The organism is Klebsiella sp. w6, assembly GCF_033100215.1.
Taxonomy (GTDB): domain Bacteria; phylum Pseudomonadota; class Gammaproteobacteria; order Enterobacterales; family Enterobacteriaceae; genus Klebsiella; species Klebsiella variicola.
Genome location: NZ_CP136907.1, coordinates 5493054 through 5508316, shown reverse-complemented (window position 1 = coordinate 5508316; position 15263 = coordinate 5493054). Strand labels below are relative to the sequence as shown.

Genomic DNA, 15263 nt, shown 5'->3' with positions numbered 1-15263 from the left:
CATCAAATTGATGCCAGGATCGTCGATCTGTTTTTAATTAACTGATATATAAAGAGTAATAGTATTTGTTCATTTATTTTCAGGGGCGGTAAAGCTGACGCTGTAAAACTATACACAAAGTTATCCACAAGCAAAGTTCTTATGCGATCGCGACGATCGTTGAATCTTTTCCGCGAAATGCGGGAAAAATTCAGGATTTCATGCCCGTCTGTGGCATCCTTTACCCATAATCTGATAAACAGGCACGGAAATTATGGTTCAGATCCCAGAAAACCCTCTCATCCTCGTTGACGGCTCATCCTATCTTTATCGGGCGTATCATGCGTTTCCGCCGCTGACTAACAGCGCAGGGGAGCCGACCGGGGCTATGTACGGCGTACTGAATATGCTGCGCAGTTTGATCCTGCAGTATCAACCGACTCACGCCGTCGTGGTCTTTGATGCGAAAGGGAAAACCTTCCGTGATGAATTGTTCGAACATTACAAGTCCCACCGCCCGCCGATGCCGGACGATCTGCGCGCGCAGATTGAGCCGTTGCATAAGATGGTGAAAGCGATGGGGCTGCCGCTAATGGCAGTTCCGGGTGTTGAAGCCGACGATGTGATTGGCACCCTGGCGCGGGAAGCGGAAAGGGCGGGTCGTCCGGTGCTGATCAGCACCGGTGATAAAGACATGGCTCAGCTGGTGACGCCGGGGATCACCCTAATCAATACCATGACTAACACCATCCTTGGACCGGATGAGGTGGTCTCCAAGTATGGCGTCCCGCCGGAGCTGATTATCGATTTCCTGGCACTGATGGGCGACTCTTCGGATAACATTCCTGGCGTGCCGGGCGTGGGCGAGAAGACCGCCCAGGCGCTGCTGCAAGGCCTTGGCGGCCTTGATACGCTGTATGCGGAACCGGAGAAAATTGCTGCACTGAGCTTCCGCGGCGCGAAAACGATGGCGGCGAAGCTGGAGCAGAACAAGGACGTGGCTTATCTCTCTTATCAGCTGGCGACCATTAAAACCGACGTCGAGCTGGAGCTCACATGCGAAGAGCTGGAGGTGCAGCCACCGGCGGCTGACGATCTGCTGGCGCTGTTCAGGCAGTATGAGTTTAAGCGCTGGACAACCGACGTCGAGGCCGGGAAATGGCTGCAAGCGAAGGGCGGCAAACCGGCCGCTAAACCTGCAGAGCCTGCGGCAGCGGCACAGGCAGAAGCAGAGGATGAACCGGCCTCCGCCCTTTCAGCAGAGCACTACGTCACTATCCTTGATGAGGCCACGCTGGTCACCTGGATCGATAAGCTGAAGCAAGCGCCGCTCTTTGCCTTTGATACGGAAACCGACAGCCTGGATAATATCTCTGCCAATATGGTCGGTCTTTCATTCGCTGTTGAGCCTGGCGTGGCCGCCTATGTCCCTGTGGCGCATGATTATCTTGATGCGCCGGATCAGATCCCCCGCGAGCGCGTACTGGCGTTACTTAAACCGCTGCTGGAGGATGAGAAGCTGCTCAAGGTCGGGCAAAATCTCAAATACGATCGCGGTATTTTGGCCAACTATGACATTGAGCTGCGCGGGATTGCATTCGATACCATGCTGGAATCCTACATTCTCGACAGCGTGGCGGGCCGCCACGATATGGACAGTCTTTCCGACCGCTGGCTGAAGCATAAAACCATTACCTTTGAAGAGATCGCTGGTAAAGGTAAGAACCAGCTCACCTTTAACCAGATTGCACTGGAGGAGGCTGGCCGCTACGCGGCGGAAGATGCCGACGTCACGCTCCAGCTGCATCTGAAGATGTGGCCGAAGCTGCAGCAGCATGAAGGTCCGCTGAATATCTTTAAGCATATCGAAATGCCGCTGGTGCCGGTGCTGTCTCGGGTTGAGCGCAATGGCGTGAAAATCGACCCTGCCGTGTTGCATGCGCATTCCCAGGAGATCGCCCAGCGTCTGGTTGAGCTGGAGCAGCGCGCACATGAGATTGCCGGGGAAGCGTTTAATCTCTCCTCCACTAAACAGCTGCAAACGATCCTGTTTGAGAAACAGGGTATCAAGCCGCTGAAGAAAACGCCGGGTGGCGCGCCATCCACGTCTGAAGAGGTCCTGGAGGAGCTGGCGCTGGATTATCCGTTGCCAAAAGTGATTCTGGAGTATCGCGGGCTGGCGAAACTGAAGTCGACCTATACCGATAAACTGCCGCTGATGATTAACCCTAAAACGGGGCGCGTGCATACCTCCTATCATCAGGCGGTTACTGCCACTGGCCGTTTGTCATCTACCGATCCAAACCTGCAAAATATTCCAGTGCGTAACGAAGAAGGACGGCGCATTCGCCAGGCGTTTATCGCGCCGGAAGATTACGTCATTGTCTCAGCGGACTACTCGCAAATCGAACTGCGTATTATGGCGCACCTGTCGCGGGATAAAGGCCTGCTAACCGCCTTCGCTGAAGGGAAAGATATTCACCGGGCGACGGCGGCTGAAGTGTTTGGCTTACCACTGGACAGCGTCAGCAGCGAACAGCGCCGCAGTGCGAAAGCCATCAACTTCGGTCTGATCTACGGCATGAGCGCCTTCGGCCTGGCCCGCCAGCTGAACATCCCGCGTAAAGAAGCACAGAAGTATATGGATCTTTATTTCGAGCGTTACCCGGGCGTCCTGGAGTATATGGAGCGCACCCGCGCTCAGGCGAAAGAGCAAGGGTACGTTGAAACGCTGGATGGCCGTCGACTCTATCTGCCGGATATTAAATCCAGCAATGGTGCCCGTCGCGCCGGCGCGGAACGTGCGGCGATCAACGCCCCGATGCAGGGGACTGCGGCAGACATTATCAAGCGGGCGATGATTGCTGTTGATGAATGGCTGCGGAAGGAGCAACCTCGCGTGCGGATGATCATGCAGGTTCACGATGAACTGGTCTTTGAAGTGCATAAAGATGAGCTCGATGCCGTGTCGAAAAAAATCCATGAACTGATGGAGAACAGCACTACGCTGGCGGTGCCGCTGCTGGTGGAAGTCGGTAGTGGCGAAAACTGGGATCAAGCGCACTAAGTATACAAAGCGCAAAGCGATTTTCTGTAAGTAAGCAACATAACTTATAGCGTTTTGTGAGGATCATTTGAATTTGCTATGTAAATAGTGAAAAAAAACTACAAAAAATGCTTTATCCGTGAGCGAAAGAAGAGTAGAGTTAATCGCGTAGGGTACAGAGGTAAGATGTTCTATCTTTCAGACCTTTTACTTCACGTAATCGGATTTGGCTGAATATTTTAGCCGCCCCGGTCATTTATGACCGGGGCGTTTTTTATTGCGCGAAAGAAAAGTTTGATGCAGTTAAAAGCGCGTAATATGAACGTCCGGATAGGGCGCTACGCGCCGTTATCCGGAAAAAGCGGGGGTTACTCGGCGTCTTCAACGGCTTCTTGCGGCGGGATTTCGTTAAACCAGCTATCCAGCTTCTGTCGCAGCTTATCCACGCCAGATTTTTTCAGCGAAGAGAAAGGTTCAACCTGAATATCGCCATTGAAGGCCAGTACCGCTTCACGCACCATATTCACTTGCGCTTTACGCGCGCCGCTGGCGAGCTTATCGGCTTTGGTCAACAGCACCAGCACCTGAATATCGCTTTCTACCGCCCACTCGATCATTTGCTGATCGAGATCTTTAAGCGGGTGGCGAATATCCATTAGCACCACCAGGCCCTTCAGGCACAGACGTTTTTCCAGGTACTCTCCCAGCGCGCGCTGCCACTTGATCTTCATCTCTTCAGGTACTTGCGCATAACCATAGCCGGGCAGGTCAACCAGGCGTTTGCCCTCGGCGACTTCGAACAGGTTAATCAGCTGCGTACGTCCAGGAGTCTTGGAGGTACGCGCCAGGCTCTTCTGGTTGGTCAGCGTATTTAGCGCGCTGGATTTTCCCGCGTTGGAGCGGCCGGCGAACGCCACTTCAATGCCGGTATCGGCAGGAAGATGGCGGATATCTGGCGCGCTAGTGACAAAGTGCGTCAGTTGATAATTCCAGTTGGTCAAGACGGTCGTCTCCGTTAAAACAGGCTATGGCAGGGATTATACCTGAACAGCAGAAAAAGGCTGTTTTTACCGCACGCCGTTCCTGTAAGTAAAAACCATATGGTTTGTGAGACATTGACTATTCTTCGTATAGGACATACCTGAGAAAAATAAGACGATACAGATGTAATTAACTGAAAACAAACAAGTTATAAAAATAGAGAAATCTGAAAATGTTTTTTTAACGGCCTGGCTGGTTGTCGATTTTTGTCAACAGGGTAAAGTAATACACAACGGCGGGGATGCTGAAAGGATTAAGACTCAGGACGAGGGGTCAGGAAGCGCCAGGAGGCGAAGACCACAGGATAGTCAGGATGACGCGCGTCTTGGAGACGTTTCAAAGGGAAAAGGAAGAAACAGGGACCGTTGGACGCTAAGGGAAAGACAGGGTAAGTCGTTAGCGAACAGGGAAAGAAGAAGCCCGTTAAGGGTGGTCAGTGAGGAAAAAGGCGACAGAGTAATCTGTCGCCTTTTTTCTTTGCTTGCTTTCTGCTAGATTCCGCCTCAATTCTATACTGAATAATACTGTCTGAAGATTACACACCATGAAAAAACCGACATCCGCCACCCGTGGCAAATCCGGCCGCAAGTCGCGTGAAGAGTTAAATCAGGAAGCTCGCGATCGCAAACGGCAGAAGAAACATCGTGGCCACGCGGCAGGCAGTCGCGCGAACGGCGGCGATGCGGCTTCAGCGGGCAAAAAACAGAGCCAGACGCAAGACCCGCGCGTCGGCAGTAAAAAACCGATCCCGCTGGGCGTGAGCGAAAGCAGCACCCCAGCCCCCAAGCAGCATAAACCAAAGAGCGAGAAACCTATGCTTTCACCGCAGGCTGAGCTGGAGTTGCTGGAGAATGATGAGCGCCTGGACGCGCTGCTGGAACGTCTGGAAGAGGGGGGCACCCTGAATGCTGAAGAGCAGAGCTGGGTGGACGCCAAACTGGATCGCATTGATGAGCTGATGCAGCAGCTCGGCCTCTCTTACGATGACGAAGATGAAGAAGAGGAAGAGCGTCAGGAAGATATGATGCGTCTGCTGAAGGGTGGAAACTAACATTTGCATCCCATCGGATTCCCGGTACTGCTTATAACCCTTCTGGTTATATGTTATCTGCTGTGGTTATTCGTTAAACTACGACGGTTGTCGCGGCGTCAGAAATGGCTGCGCAACCGGCTCATGACCCGCGGTGCGGTGGGGCCGGGACGGCGTACCCGTCGGCGGCACCATCGGAAGGAGTGAGCATGTCTGAGCAGATAATCGACTGGGATCTGGCCCTGATCCAGAAATATAACTATTCCGGGCCGCGCTATACCTCGTATCCCACCGCGCTGGAGTTTTCACCGCAATTTGGCGCGGCGGAATTCGATGCCGCTGTGGCCCGTTACCCACAGCGTCCCCTGTCGCTGTACGTGCATATCCCGTTTTGCCATAAGCTGTGTTATTTCTGCGGCTGCAATAAGATAGTCACCCGCCAGCAGCATAAGGCCGATCAATATCTCGATGTCCTTGAACAGGAGATCATCCACCGCGCGCCGCTGTTTGCCAGTCGCCAGGTTAAGCAACTGCACTGGGGTGGCGGCACGCCAACCTATCTCAATAAGGCGCAAATCAGTCGCCTGATGGATCTGTTGCGCAGCCACTTCCATTTCAGCGCGGAAGCCGAGATTTCCATTGAGGTCGATCCACGTGAGATCGAGCTGGATGTCCTCGATCATTTACGCACCGAGGGGTTCAACCGCCTGAGTATGGGCGTGCAGGACTTCAATAAAGAGGTTCAGCGCCTGGTTAACCGTGAGCAGGACGAAGCGTTCATCTTTGATTTGCTCCACCATGCGCGGGAGATTGGTTTTACCTCGACCAATATCGACCTCATCTACGGCCTGCCGAAGCAAACGCCGGAGAGCTTCGCCTTTACCCTGCAAAAGGTCGCCGAGCTCAGTCCTGACCGCCTGAGCGTGTTTAACTATGCGCATCTGCCCACGCTCTTTGCCGCACAGCGCAAAATTAAAGATGCCGATCTGCCCACCGCTGAACAGAAGCTGGAGATCCTCCAGGAGACCATCGGTTCACTGACGGCGGCAGGCTATCAGTTTATCGGCATGGACCACTTTGCTCGCCCAGACGATGAATTAGCGGTCGCGCAACGTCATGGCATACTGCACCGCAATTTCCAGGGTTACACCACCCAGGGGGATACCGATCTGCTGGGGATGGGCGTGTCCGCGATCAGCATGATTGGCGACAGCTACGCCCAGAACCAAAAAGAGCTGAAGCTGTACTACCAGCAGGTGGCAGAGCAAGGGGACGCTCTATGGCGCGGGATCGCGTTAACCCGCGATGACTGTTTACGTCGCGACGTGATTAAGGCGTTGATCTGTAATTTCCGTCTGGATATTGAGGCTGTAGAGGCGCAGTGGGATGTGGATTTTCAGTCTTATTTTGCCGAAGACCTGAAGCTGCTGGCGCCGCTGGCGCATGACGGGCTGGTGGCTGTGGATGATAAGGCCATTCAGGTGACGGCGAAAGGCCGACTGCTGATCCGCAATATCTGCATGTGCTTTGATGCCTATCTACGGCAAAAAGCTCGGATGCAACAGTTCTCCCGGGTCATTTAATGTTTTCCCCTCTCCCGCGGCCGCAGGAGAGGGGAACCATTAGCTGAACAGCCCGACCAGCGCAGCGCACAACACGGCAGCGACTGCCGTTTGTGGCGTGTGACTGGCTGCGGCGCCGCTCGATATCATACTCACCAGTGATTCAAACATGATGCTCTCCCCTAATGCCGGGCACGATCATACTCAACTCATCGGAACAGTAAAGTACAAAATAGCAGCACTTTGCGCTGAACGGCTAATTTTCATCATGCCGTTAATCACTACTCCATTCCCAGCTCTTTTAGCTTACGCGTCAGGGTATTACGACCCCATCCCAGCAGACGCGCAGCCTCCTGCTTGTGCCCCTGGGTATGGCGCAGGGCGGTCGTCAGCAGCGTGCGCTCCATTTCGGGTTGCGCTTCTGAGAGCAGGTTTTGATGACCGGATCGCAACGCCCGATCGGCCCACTGACCCAGCAGCGTCGCCCAGCTGTCGGGCTGCATCTGCGTCGGGCTGTCCGGAACCGTAGTCTCAAACAGTTCGCTCGGCAGATCCTGCGTCAGTACCTCCTGGCCGGCGGCCATGACGGTGAGCCAGCGACAGGTGTTTTCCAGCTGACGGACGTTGCCAGGCCACGCCAGGCGTGTCAGCGCTGTCTCCGTTTCCGGATGCAGCTGTTTGGCTTCAACACCGAGCTCGCGGGCGGCTATCTGCAGAAAATGGCGGGCCAGGCGTGGAATATCTTCCCGGCGCTCGCGCAGCGGCGGTAAATGCACCCGGATCACGTTCAGGCGGTGGAACAAATCTTCACGGAATTTCCCCTCCTGCACGCGCTGTTCCAGGTTCTGGTGGGTGGCGGCGATGATCCGCACATCGACCTTCACCGGCGCGTAACCGCCCACGCGATAAAACTGGCCATCCGCCAGTACGCGCAGCAGACGAGTCTGGACATCAAGCGGCATATCGCCAATTTCATCCAGGAATAGCGTGCCGCCGTCAGCCTGTTCGAAGCGTCCCTGGCGGACGGTATTGGCGCCGGTAAAGGCCCCTTTTTCATGCCCGAACAGCTCGGACTCAATCAGGTCTTTGGGTATTGCCGCCATATTCAGTGCGATAAACGGCGCTTTTGAACGTGGGCTATGACGATGCAGGGCGTGAGCGACGAGCTCTTTACCGGTACCGGATTCGCCATTAATCAGCACGCTGATGGATGATCGCGACAAACGGCCAATAATGCGAAAGACATCCTGCATTGCCGGCGCTTCGCCGATGATGTCGGCAGTTGGGCTGCTTATTGGCGCATTTCGCGGCTGTTGCTGCTCCTGATAGTGGCTTATCGCCCGGTCGACCAGGGCGACGGCTTCATCAATATCAAAAGGTTTGGGCAGATAATCAAACGCGCCTTGCTGATAAGCGCTGACCGCAGCGTCCAGATCGGAATGTGCGGTCATTATGATGACCGGAAGCATTGGATGACGCTGCTTAATCTGTTTGAGCAGCGCCAGACCATCCATTCCCGGCATACGGATATCTGACAGCAGTACATCCGGGGTTTTGGTGGTGAGGGCATCTAGCACCTCATTGCCGCTTTCGAACGTTGTGCAGCTCAAGCCGGCTCCGGTGAGCGCGCGTTCAAGCACCCAGCGGATGGAGCTATCGTCATCAACGATCCAGGCTATCCCTCGTTGCATAAACACCTCTACTTCCGAATAGGCAGGTATACCGAAAATTCGGTATGACCCGGCCAGCTGGTGAATTCAATTTTGCCGGAGTGCTGATCGATAAGGCTGCGGGCGATAGATAAGCCCAGGCCGGTACCGCCTTCGCGGCCGCTGACCATCGGATAAAACAGCGTATCCTGGAGATGGGGCGGAATACCCGGGCCATTATCTTCAACGTCAATACGTGCGGCGAGGCGATAACGCACCCCGTGCAGCGTCAGCTGGAAAGCGGTGCGGGTGCGGAGAACAATTTCGCCCCCTTCCGGCCCCAGCGCCTGCAGCGCATTACGGACGATGTTCAGCAACACCTGTTCAATTTGATCCGGGTCGTGGGGCAGCTCTGGTAGGCTGGGGTCGTAATCACGGATTAACTTCACGTTGTCCGGTAACTCCATGGAGACCAGTTTCACTACCCGCTCGGCGACTTTATGGATACTTTCAGTAACGTGCATGCCCGGATGCTGTGGCCCAAGCAGGCGATCGACCAGATTTCTCAGCCGGTCAGCCTGCTCGATGATCACTTTGGTGTATTCCGTTAGCGCCGGGTCGGGCAGGGCTTTGCTGAGCAGCTGTGCCGCGCCGCGCAGGCCACCTAACGGGTTTTTTATCTCATGTGCCAGGCCGCGGACCAGATCGCGGGCGGCGACCTGCTGTGCGTGCTGCAGTTGCTCCTGGCTCAGGCGGCGCTGGTTATCCATTGGCGCCATTTCCAGCAAAATAAAGCCTTCCGGTAGCCGCTGGGCGGTCAGCGACAGGATGTGTGAGCGGCCATCGATAACCAGCGTGACTTCGTTATCGGTAAAACCCTGGCCCGCCTGCAGGCTCTCCTGCATCAGCCCGATATTCAACGAAAAATAGCTCAACAGCTCAGGTAACGGGGTGCCAAACAGCTTGCGTGAACTTTGCGCCAGCAGCTGCTGCGCCGCAGGATTGGCAAAGTGCACCGCCAGGTCATCATCGACCAGTAAGATACTGTTGATAAGAGAGTTGAGGATCTGCCCAGCATCGGGCAGTGTGCCTGTTGCCATTCGACAGTCTCCTGAAAAAGAGTGCACCAATTTAGTGCAGTATAGCTTTTTATCGGTAAAAAGCTCGCGAGATCAGCGTGTTGGTGGAGAAAAAAGCCCATCCTGAGATGGGCTGAAAGTTTCCACGGCAACAAAATATCCCGGGCATCCCGCGCCACAACACGACATACCCTGGATTTACAGCAAAATTAGACGCTGTAGTACAGTTCGAACTCAACCGGATGCGGAGTCATGCGTACGCGGTCGTTCTCTTCCAGACGCAGGGCGATGTAAGCATCGATAGCGTCATTGGTGAACACGCCGCCAGCCGTCAGGAACTCGCGGTCAGCATCAAGGGCCTGCAGGGCTTCTTCCAGAGAGCCTGCAACCTGCGGGATCTCTTTCGCTTCTTCCGGCGGCAGGTCATACAGGTTTTTGTCCATTGCTTCGCCCGGATGGATTTTGTTCTTGATACCATCAAGGCCAGCCATCAGCAGCGCCGCAAAGCACAGGTACGGGTTGGCAGCCGGGTCCGGGAAGCGCACTTCGATACGACGCGCTTTCGGAGAGGTCACCACCGGAATACGGATGGAGGCAGAGCGGTTACGCGCAGAGTAAGCCAGCATAACCGGCGCTTCGTAACCCGGGACCAGACGCTTGTAGGAGTTGGTGGTCGGGTTCGCCAGGGCGTTGATAGCTTTAGCGTGTTTGATTACGCCGCCGATGTAGAACAGCGCCTGCTCAGACAGACCTGCGTATTTGTCGCCGGAGAACAGGTTAGTCCCGTTTTTCGCCAGAGACATATGGCAGTGCATGCCGGAGCCGTTATCGCCGAACATTGGTTTCGGCATAAAGGTCGCGGTTTTACCGAAGCGGTGAGCGACGTTGTGAACAACGTATTTGTAAATCTGAATTTCGTCCGCTTTTTTGGTCATGGTGTTGAAGCGGGTTGCCACTTCGTTCTGACCTGCGGTAGCCACTTCGTGGTGGTGAGCTTCAACAACCAGGCCCATCTCTTCCATGATCATACACATGGTGGAACGGATATCCTGAGAAGAGTCTACTGGCGGAACCGGGAAGTAACCCCCTTTCACGCCCGGACGGTGACCTTTGTTACCGCCTTCGTATTTGGTGGAGGAGTTCCACGCACCTTCGATGTCATCGATCGCGACATGGGAGCCGGAGATAGAGGCGCCAAAACGGATGTCGTCGAACAGGAAGAATTCTGGTTCTGGCCCGAACAGGACGGTGTCAGCGATGCCGGTGGCGCGCAGGTACTCTTCAGCGCGTTTCGCGATGGAGCGCGGGTCACGGTCATAGCCCTGCAGGGTGCCTGGCTCGAGGATATCGCAGCGGATGATCAGGGTCGGTTCTTCGTAGAACGGGTCAATGACCGCGGTGGAAGCGTCCGGCATCAGGACCATGTCAGATTCGTTGATACCTTTCCAGCCACCGATCGAGGAGCCATCAAACATTTTGCCTTCTTCGAAGAATTCGGCATTTACCTGATGAGACGGAATCGTGACGTGCTGTTCTTTACCTTTGGTATCGGTGAAGCGCAGATCGACAAACTTCACTTCGTGCTCGTTCAGCATCGTCAAAACGTGTTCAGCGGACATACTTAAACTCTCCCGGATTGGTCATTGTCGTCGTGGTAACGAAAACTTCATACTGCTTAAAAGTGGCGTTGTTGCCTTAAAAAATATAAAGCGAAATCTGTGCCAACTTTTAAATGCCCTATAAAACGCTGTATCATGCGCACCATAGTGCAAAAGGACTGCACCATGATGGAGATAATGCACCAAAGTAGTGCCTCAGTGTGAACATTGAGCACCATTTTGGTGCAATTTTTGTTACGGTGCCCTTTTATCGCTCCGTGAAAGCGGTCACAAAGAAACTCTGCAATACTTGTTTGCGGAGGATGTTTGTGATCCTGTTCAGTCCTTCGCTTAATACGTGTACAATAACGCGCTATTTCTAATGCCTGAGGCAAAGTTGTGATCGAAAATCTGCGTAATATCGCCATCATCGCGCACGTTGACCATGGTAAAACTACCCTGGTTGACAAGCTGCTACAGCAATCCGGTACGTTCGACGCACGTACTGAAGCACAAGAACGTGTGATGGACTCCAACGATTTGGAGAAAGAGCGTGGGATTACCATCCTCGCGAAAAACACCGCAATCAAATGGAATGATTACCGTATCAACATCGTTGATACCCCAGGGCACGCCGACTTCGGAGGTGAGGTTGAGCGTGTTATGTCCATGGTTGACTCTGTGCTGCTGGTGGTCGATGCCTTTGATGGCCCGATGCCGCAAACGCGCTTCGTGACCAAAAAAGCTTTTGCCCACGGCCTGAAGCCGATCGTGGTCATCAACAAAGTTGACCGCCCGGGCGCCCGTCCGGACTGGGTTGTCGATCAGGTCTTCGACCTGTTCGTTAACCTTGATGCGACCGACGAACAGCTGGACTTCCCGATCGTTTACGCGTCCGCGCTGAACGGTATCGCGGGCCTGGACCACGAAGACATGGCTGACGACATGACCCCGCTGTACCAGGCGATTGTTGATCGCGTGCCGGCGCCGGACGTTGACCTTGACGGTCCGCTGCAGATGCAGATCTCCCAGCTGGACTACAACAACTACGTTGGCGTCATCGGTATCGGCCGCATCAAACGCGGTAAAGTGAAGCCGAACCAGCAGGTCACTATCATCGATAGCGAAGGCAAAACCCGTAACGGTAAAGTCGGTAAAGTGCTGACTCACCTGGGTCTGGAGCGTATCGAGAGTGACGTAGCCGAAGCTGGCGACATCATCGCGATCACCGGTCTGGGCGAGCTGAACATCTCCGACACCATCTGCGATCCGCAGAATGTCGAAGCGCTGCCGGCACTGTCCGTTGATGAGCCGACCGTAACCATGTTCTTCAACGTCAACACCTCGCCGTTCTGCGGTAAAGAAGGTAAGTTCGTTACCTCTCGCCAGATCCTGGACCGTCTGAACAAAGAGCTGGTGCACAACGTGGCGCTGCGCGTTGAAGAAACCGAAGACGCTGATGCGTTCCGCGTTTCCGGCCGTGGTGAACTGCACCTGTCCGTTCTGATTGAAAACATGCGTCGTGAAGGTTTCGAGATGGCGGTTTCCCGTCCGAAAGTTATCTTCCGCGAAATCGATGGCCGTAAACAAGAGCCGTTCGAAAACGTGACGCTGGACGTCGAAGAGCAGCACCAGGGTTCTGTCATGCAGGCGCTGGGCGAGCGTAAAGGCGACCTGAAAAACATGAATCCAGACGGTAAAGGCCGCGTACGTCTCGACTACGTGATCCCAAGCCGTGGTCTGATCGGCTTCCGTTCAGAGTTCATGACCATGACTTCTGGTACCGGTCTGCTGTACTCCACCTTCAGCCACTACGACGACGTTCGTCCGGGCGAAGTGGGTCAGCGTAACAACGGCGTACTGATCTCTAACGGTCAGGGTAAAGCGGTTGCGTTCGCCCTGTTCGGTCTGCAGGATCGCGGTAAGCTGTTCCTCGGCCACGGCGCTGAAGTTTACGAAGGCCAGATCATCGGTATTCACAGTCGTTCTAACGACCTGACGGTAAACTGCCTGACCGGTAAGAAACTGACCAACATGCGTGCGTCCGGTACTGACGAAGCAACGGTTCTGGTTCCGCCGATTAAGATGACCCTGGAGCAGGCTCTGGAGTTCATCGATGACGACGAACTGGTAGAAGTGACCCCTACGTCTATCCGTATCCGTAAACGTCACCTGACTGAGAACGACCGTAAACGCGCAATGCGCGGTGCAAAAGAAGAGTAATTTTTCTTCTTGTTGTTCGCTAAACCCCGCCTCTCCGGCGGGGTTTCTTTTTTTCATTCCTGCATCATACGCCAATAGTCAAATCCTGCCTTTCCCGCTAAAGTTAATTTTCCACGGCGCGGAAGGAGACAAAAATGCTCTATATCTTTGATTTAGGTAATGTGATTGTCGACATTGACTTCAACCGGGTATTGGGAGCCTGGAGTGATTTAACCCGCATCCCGCTGGCGACGCTGAAGCAGCATTTCACCATGGGAGAGGCTTTCCACCAGCATGAGCGTGGCGAGATTAGCGATGAAGACTTTGCCGCCGCCATGTGTCATGAAATGAATATGTCCCTCAGCTATGAGCAGTTTGCTCACGGCTGGCAGGCGGTATTTGTCGCGCTGCGCCCGGAGGTAATTACCATCATGCATAAACTTCGTGCCCAGGGGCATCGGGTGGTGGTGCTCTCCAATACCAATCGTCTTCACACCACATTCTGGCCCGATGAATACCCGGAAGTGCGCGCTGCCGCCGATCGCATTTATCTGTCACAGGAGATGGGATTGCGTAAGCCTGAAGCGGAAATTTATCTGCGAGTACTGGAAGAAGAGGGATTTTCCGCCGCAGATACGGTCTTTTTTGATGATAACGTCGATAATATAGCAGGGGCCAACCGGTTAGGGATCACCAGTATTCTGGTGACCGGGAAGAAGACCATCCCTGACTATTTCGCGAATCAGCTATGCTAAAAACCGTTCAGCAAAAATTACACCACCATACCCGGCCGCTGCTGGCTTGGCTTAAGCTGCTGTGGCGGCGCATTGATGAAGACCATATGACGACCCTGGCGGGGAACCTCGCCTATGTGTCATTACTTTCCCTGGTGCCGCTGATAGCCGTCGTGTTCGCGCTGTTTGCGGCCTTTCCCATGTTTTCCGAAGTCAGCGTGCAGATTCGCCATTTTATCTTCGCCAATTTTATTCCGGCGACCGGGGATGTGATTCAGGGGTATATCGAACAGTTCGTGGCTAACTCCAGCCGTATGACCGCCGTAGGCGCGTTTGGCCTGATCGTCACCTCGCTGCTGCTGATGTACTCGATCGACAGCGCGCTAAACACCATCTGGCGCAGCACGCGCAGCCGTCCCAAAGTTTACTCCTTTGCCGTTTACTGGATGATCCTGACTCTTGGCCCGCTGCTGGCAGGCGCCAGCCTGGCGATCAGTTCGTATCTGCTGTCGCTGCGCTGGGCGAGCGATCTGGACGGCGTGATTGATAATCTACTCCGCCTCTTCCCGCTGATCCTTTCATGGGCGGCATTCTGGCTGCTCTACAGTATTGTACCGACCACCCAGGTGCGTAACCGCGATGCAGTGATCGGGGCGCTGGTGGCGGCGCTGCTGTTCGAGGCAGGTAAAAAAGCGTTTGCCCTCTATATCACCACCTTTCCGTCCTATCAGTTAATTTATGGCGTGATTTCGGTGGTGCCGATTTTGTTCGTCTGGGTGTACTGGACCTGGTGTATCGTCTTGCTTGGCGCTGAAATTACTGTCACTCTCGGTGAATACCGCAAACTTAAAACAGAAGAAACAGAACAACCATGATTGGATTAATTCAACGCGTATCCCGTGCAAGCGTTACCGTGGAGGATGAAGTGACGGGCGAAATTGGTCCGGGGCTTCTGGTGCTGCTGGGCGTCGAGAAAGACGATGATGAACAAAAAGCGAATCGCCTTTGTGAACGTGTGCTGGGCTACCGCATCTTTAGCGATGCGGAAGGGAAAATGAACCTGAATGTCCAGCAGGCGGGCGGCAGCGTGCTGGTGGTTTCGCAATTTACGCTGGTGGCGGATACCGAGCGGGGGATGCGACCGAGTTTCTCGAAAGGCGCTGCCCCTGACCGCGCCGAGGCGCTATATGAGTATTTCGTCGCCCGCTGTCGCCAGCAGGAAATGAACACCCAGACCGGAAGATTCGCTGCGGATATGCAGGTTTCTTTGGTCAATGATGGTCCCGTGACCTTTTGGTTGCAGGTATGACCCAGCTTCCGGGCAGGCTGCGGGTAACAAAAGA

12 protein-coding genes are annotated in these 15263 nt (G+C 54.4%); 7 read left to right on the top strand and 5 right to left on the bottom strand.

What is annotated here, in order from left to right; genetic code table 11:
• The first annotated feature begins 253 nt into the window (after positions 1–253).
• Positions 254–3046 (top strand): DNA polymerase I, encoded by a 2793-nt coding sequence (gene polA / locus R0140_RS26755; RefSeq protein ID WP_012543290.1) that lies wholly within the window; start codon positions 254–256, stop codon positions 3044–3046.
• A gap of 347 nt (positions 3047–3393) precedes the next feature.
• Here the strand turns inward: polA and yihA are convergent, their stop codons facing one another.
• Positions 3394–4026, bottom strand: coding sequence for a ribosome biogenesis GTP-binding protein YihA/YsxC (gene yihA / locus R0140_RS26750; protein ID WP_008807914.1), 633 nt, complete (start codon positions 4024–4026; stop codon positions 3394–3396).
• 584 nt (positions 4027–4610) lie between these two features.
• Here yihA and yihI point away from each other — a divergent pair.
• A complete protein-coding gene (gene yihI, locus R0140_RS26745) occupies positions 4611–5117 on the top strand; it encodes a Der GTPase-activating protein YihI (RefSeq protein ID WP_008807913.1) in 507 nt (168 codons plus the stop codon).
• A gap of 188 nt (positions 5118–5305) precedes the next feature.
• Complete coding sequence (hemN, locus tag R0140_RS26740; RefSeq protein ID WP_032736908.1) at positions 5306–6679, top strand: oxygen-independent coproporphyrinogen III oxidase; 1374 nt, start codon at positions 5306–5308, stop codon at positions 6677–6679.
• Between the two features lie 39 nt (positions 6680–6718).
• Here the strand turns inward: hemN and R0140_RS26735 are convergent, their stop codons facing one another.
• The 4 genes from R0140_RS26735 to glnA all read right to left on the bottom strand — a co-directional run bounded on the left by R0140_RS26735 (position 6719) and on the right by glnA (position 11005).
• Positions 6719–6829 (bottom strand): YshB family small membrane protein, encoded by a 111-nt coding sequence (locus tag R0140_RS26735; protein WP_004152951.1) that lies wholly within the window; start codon positions 6827–6829, stop codon positions 6719–6721.
• 110 nt (positions 6830–6939) lie between these two features.
• Positions 6940–8349, bottom strand: coding sequence for a nitrogen regulation protein NR(I) (glnG, locus tag R0140_RS26730; RefSeq protein ID WP_008807911.1), 1410 nt, complete (start codon positions 8347–8349; stop codon positions 6940–6942).
• A gap of 8 nt (positions 8350–8357) precedes the next feature.
• On the bottom strand, positions 8358–9407 hold the full coding sequence (gene glnL, locus R0140_RS26725; protein ID WP_008807910.1) for a nitrogen regulation protein NR(II): 1050 nt from the start codon (positions 9405–9407) through the stop codon (positions 8358–8360).
• A gap of 188 nt (positions 9408–9595) precedes the next feature.
• Positions 9596–11005 (bottom strand): glutamate--ammonia ligase, encoded by a 1410-nt coding sequence (glnA, locus tag R0140_RS26720; protein ID WP_004203622.1) that lies wholly within the window; start codon positions 11003–11005, stop codon positions 9596–9598.
• Between the two features lie 378 nt (positions 11006–11383).
• On the opposite strand from glnA, the gene typA reads away from it, so the two are divergent.
• The 4 genes from typA (at position 11384) to dtd (ending at position 15229) form a co-directional block, all read left to right on the top strand.
• Positions 11384–13207, top strand: a complete 1824-nt coding sequence (typA, locus tag R0140_RS26715) for a ribosome-dependent GTPase TypA (protein WP_008807909.1) — start codon at positions 11384–11386, stop codon at positions 13205–13207.
• Between the two features lie 134 nt (positions 13208–13341).
• A complete protein-coding gene (yihX, locus tag R0140_RS26710; protein ID WP_008807908.1) occupies positions 13342–13941 on the top strand; it encodes a glucose-1-phosphatase in 600 nt (199 codons plus the stop codon).
• Complete coding sequence (locus R0140_RS26705) at positions 13935–14795, top strand: virulence factor BrkB family protein (protein WP_008807907.1); 861 nt, start codon at positions 13935–13937, stop codon at positions 14793–14795. The genes yihX and R0140_RS26705 overlap by 7 nt, the downstream gene beginning before the upstream one ends.
• The gene (dtd, locus tag R0140_RS26700) at positions 14792–15229 is read left to right on the top strand and encodes a D-aminoacyl-tRNA deacylase (RefSeq protein WP_032741510.1); all 438 of its coding nucleotides are present in this window, start codon (positions 14792–14794) and stop codon (positions 15227–15229) included. The genes R0140_RS26705 and dtd overlap by 4 nt, the downstream gene beginning before the upstream one ends.
• The last annotated feature ends 34 nt before the right edge of the window (positions 15230–15263 follow it).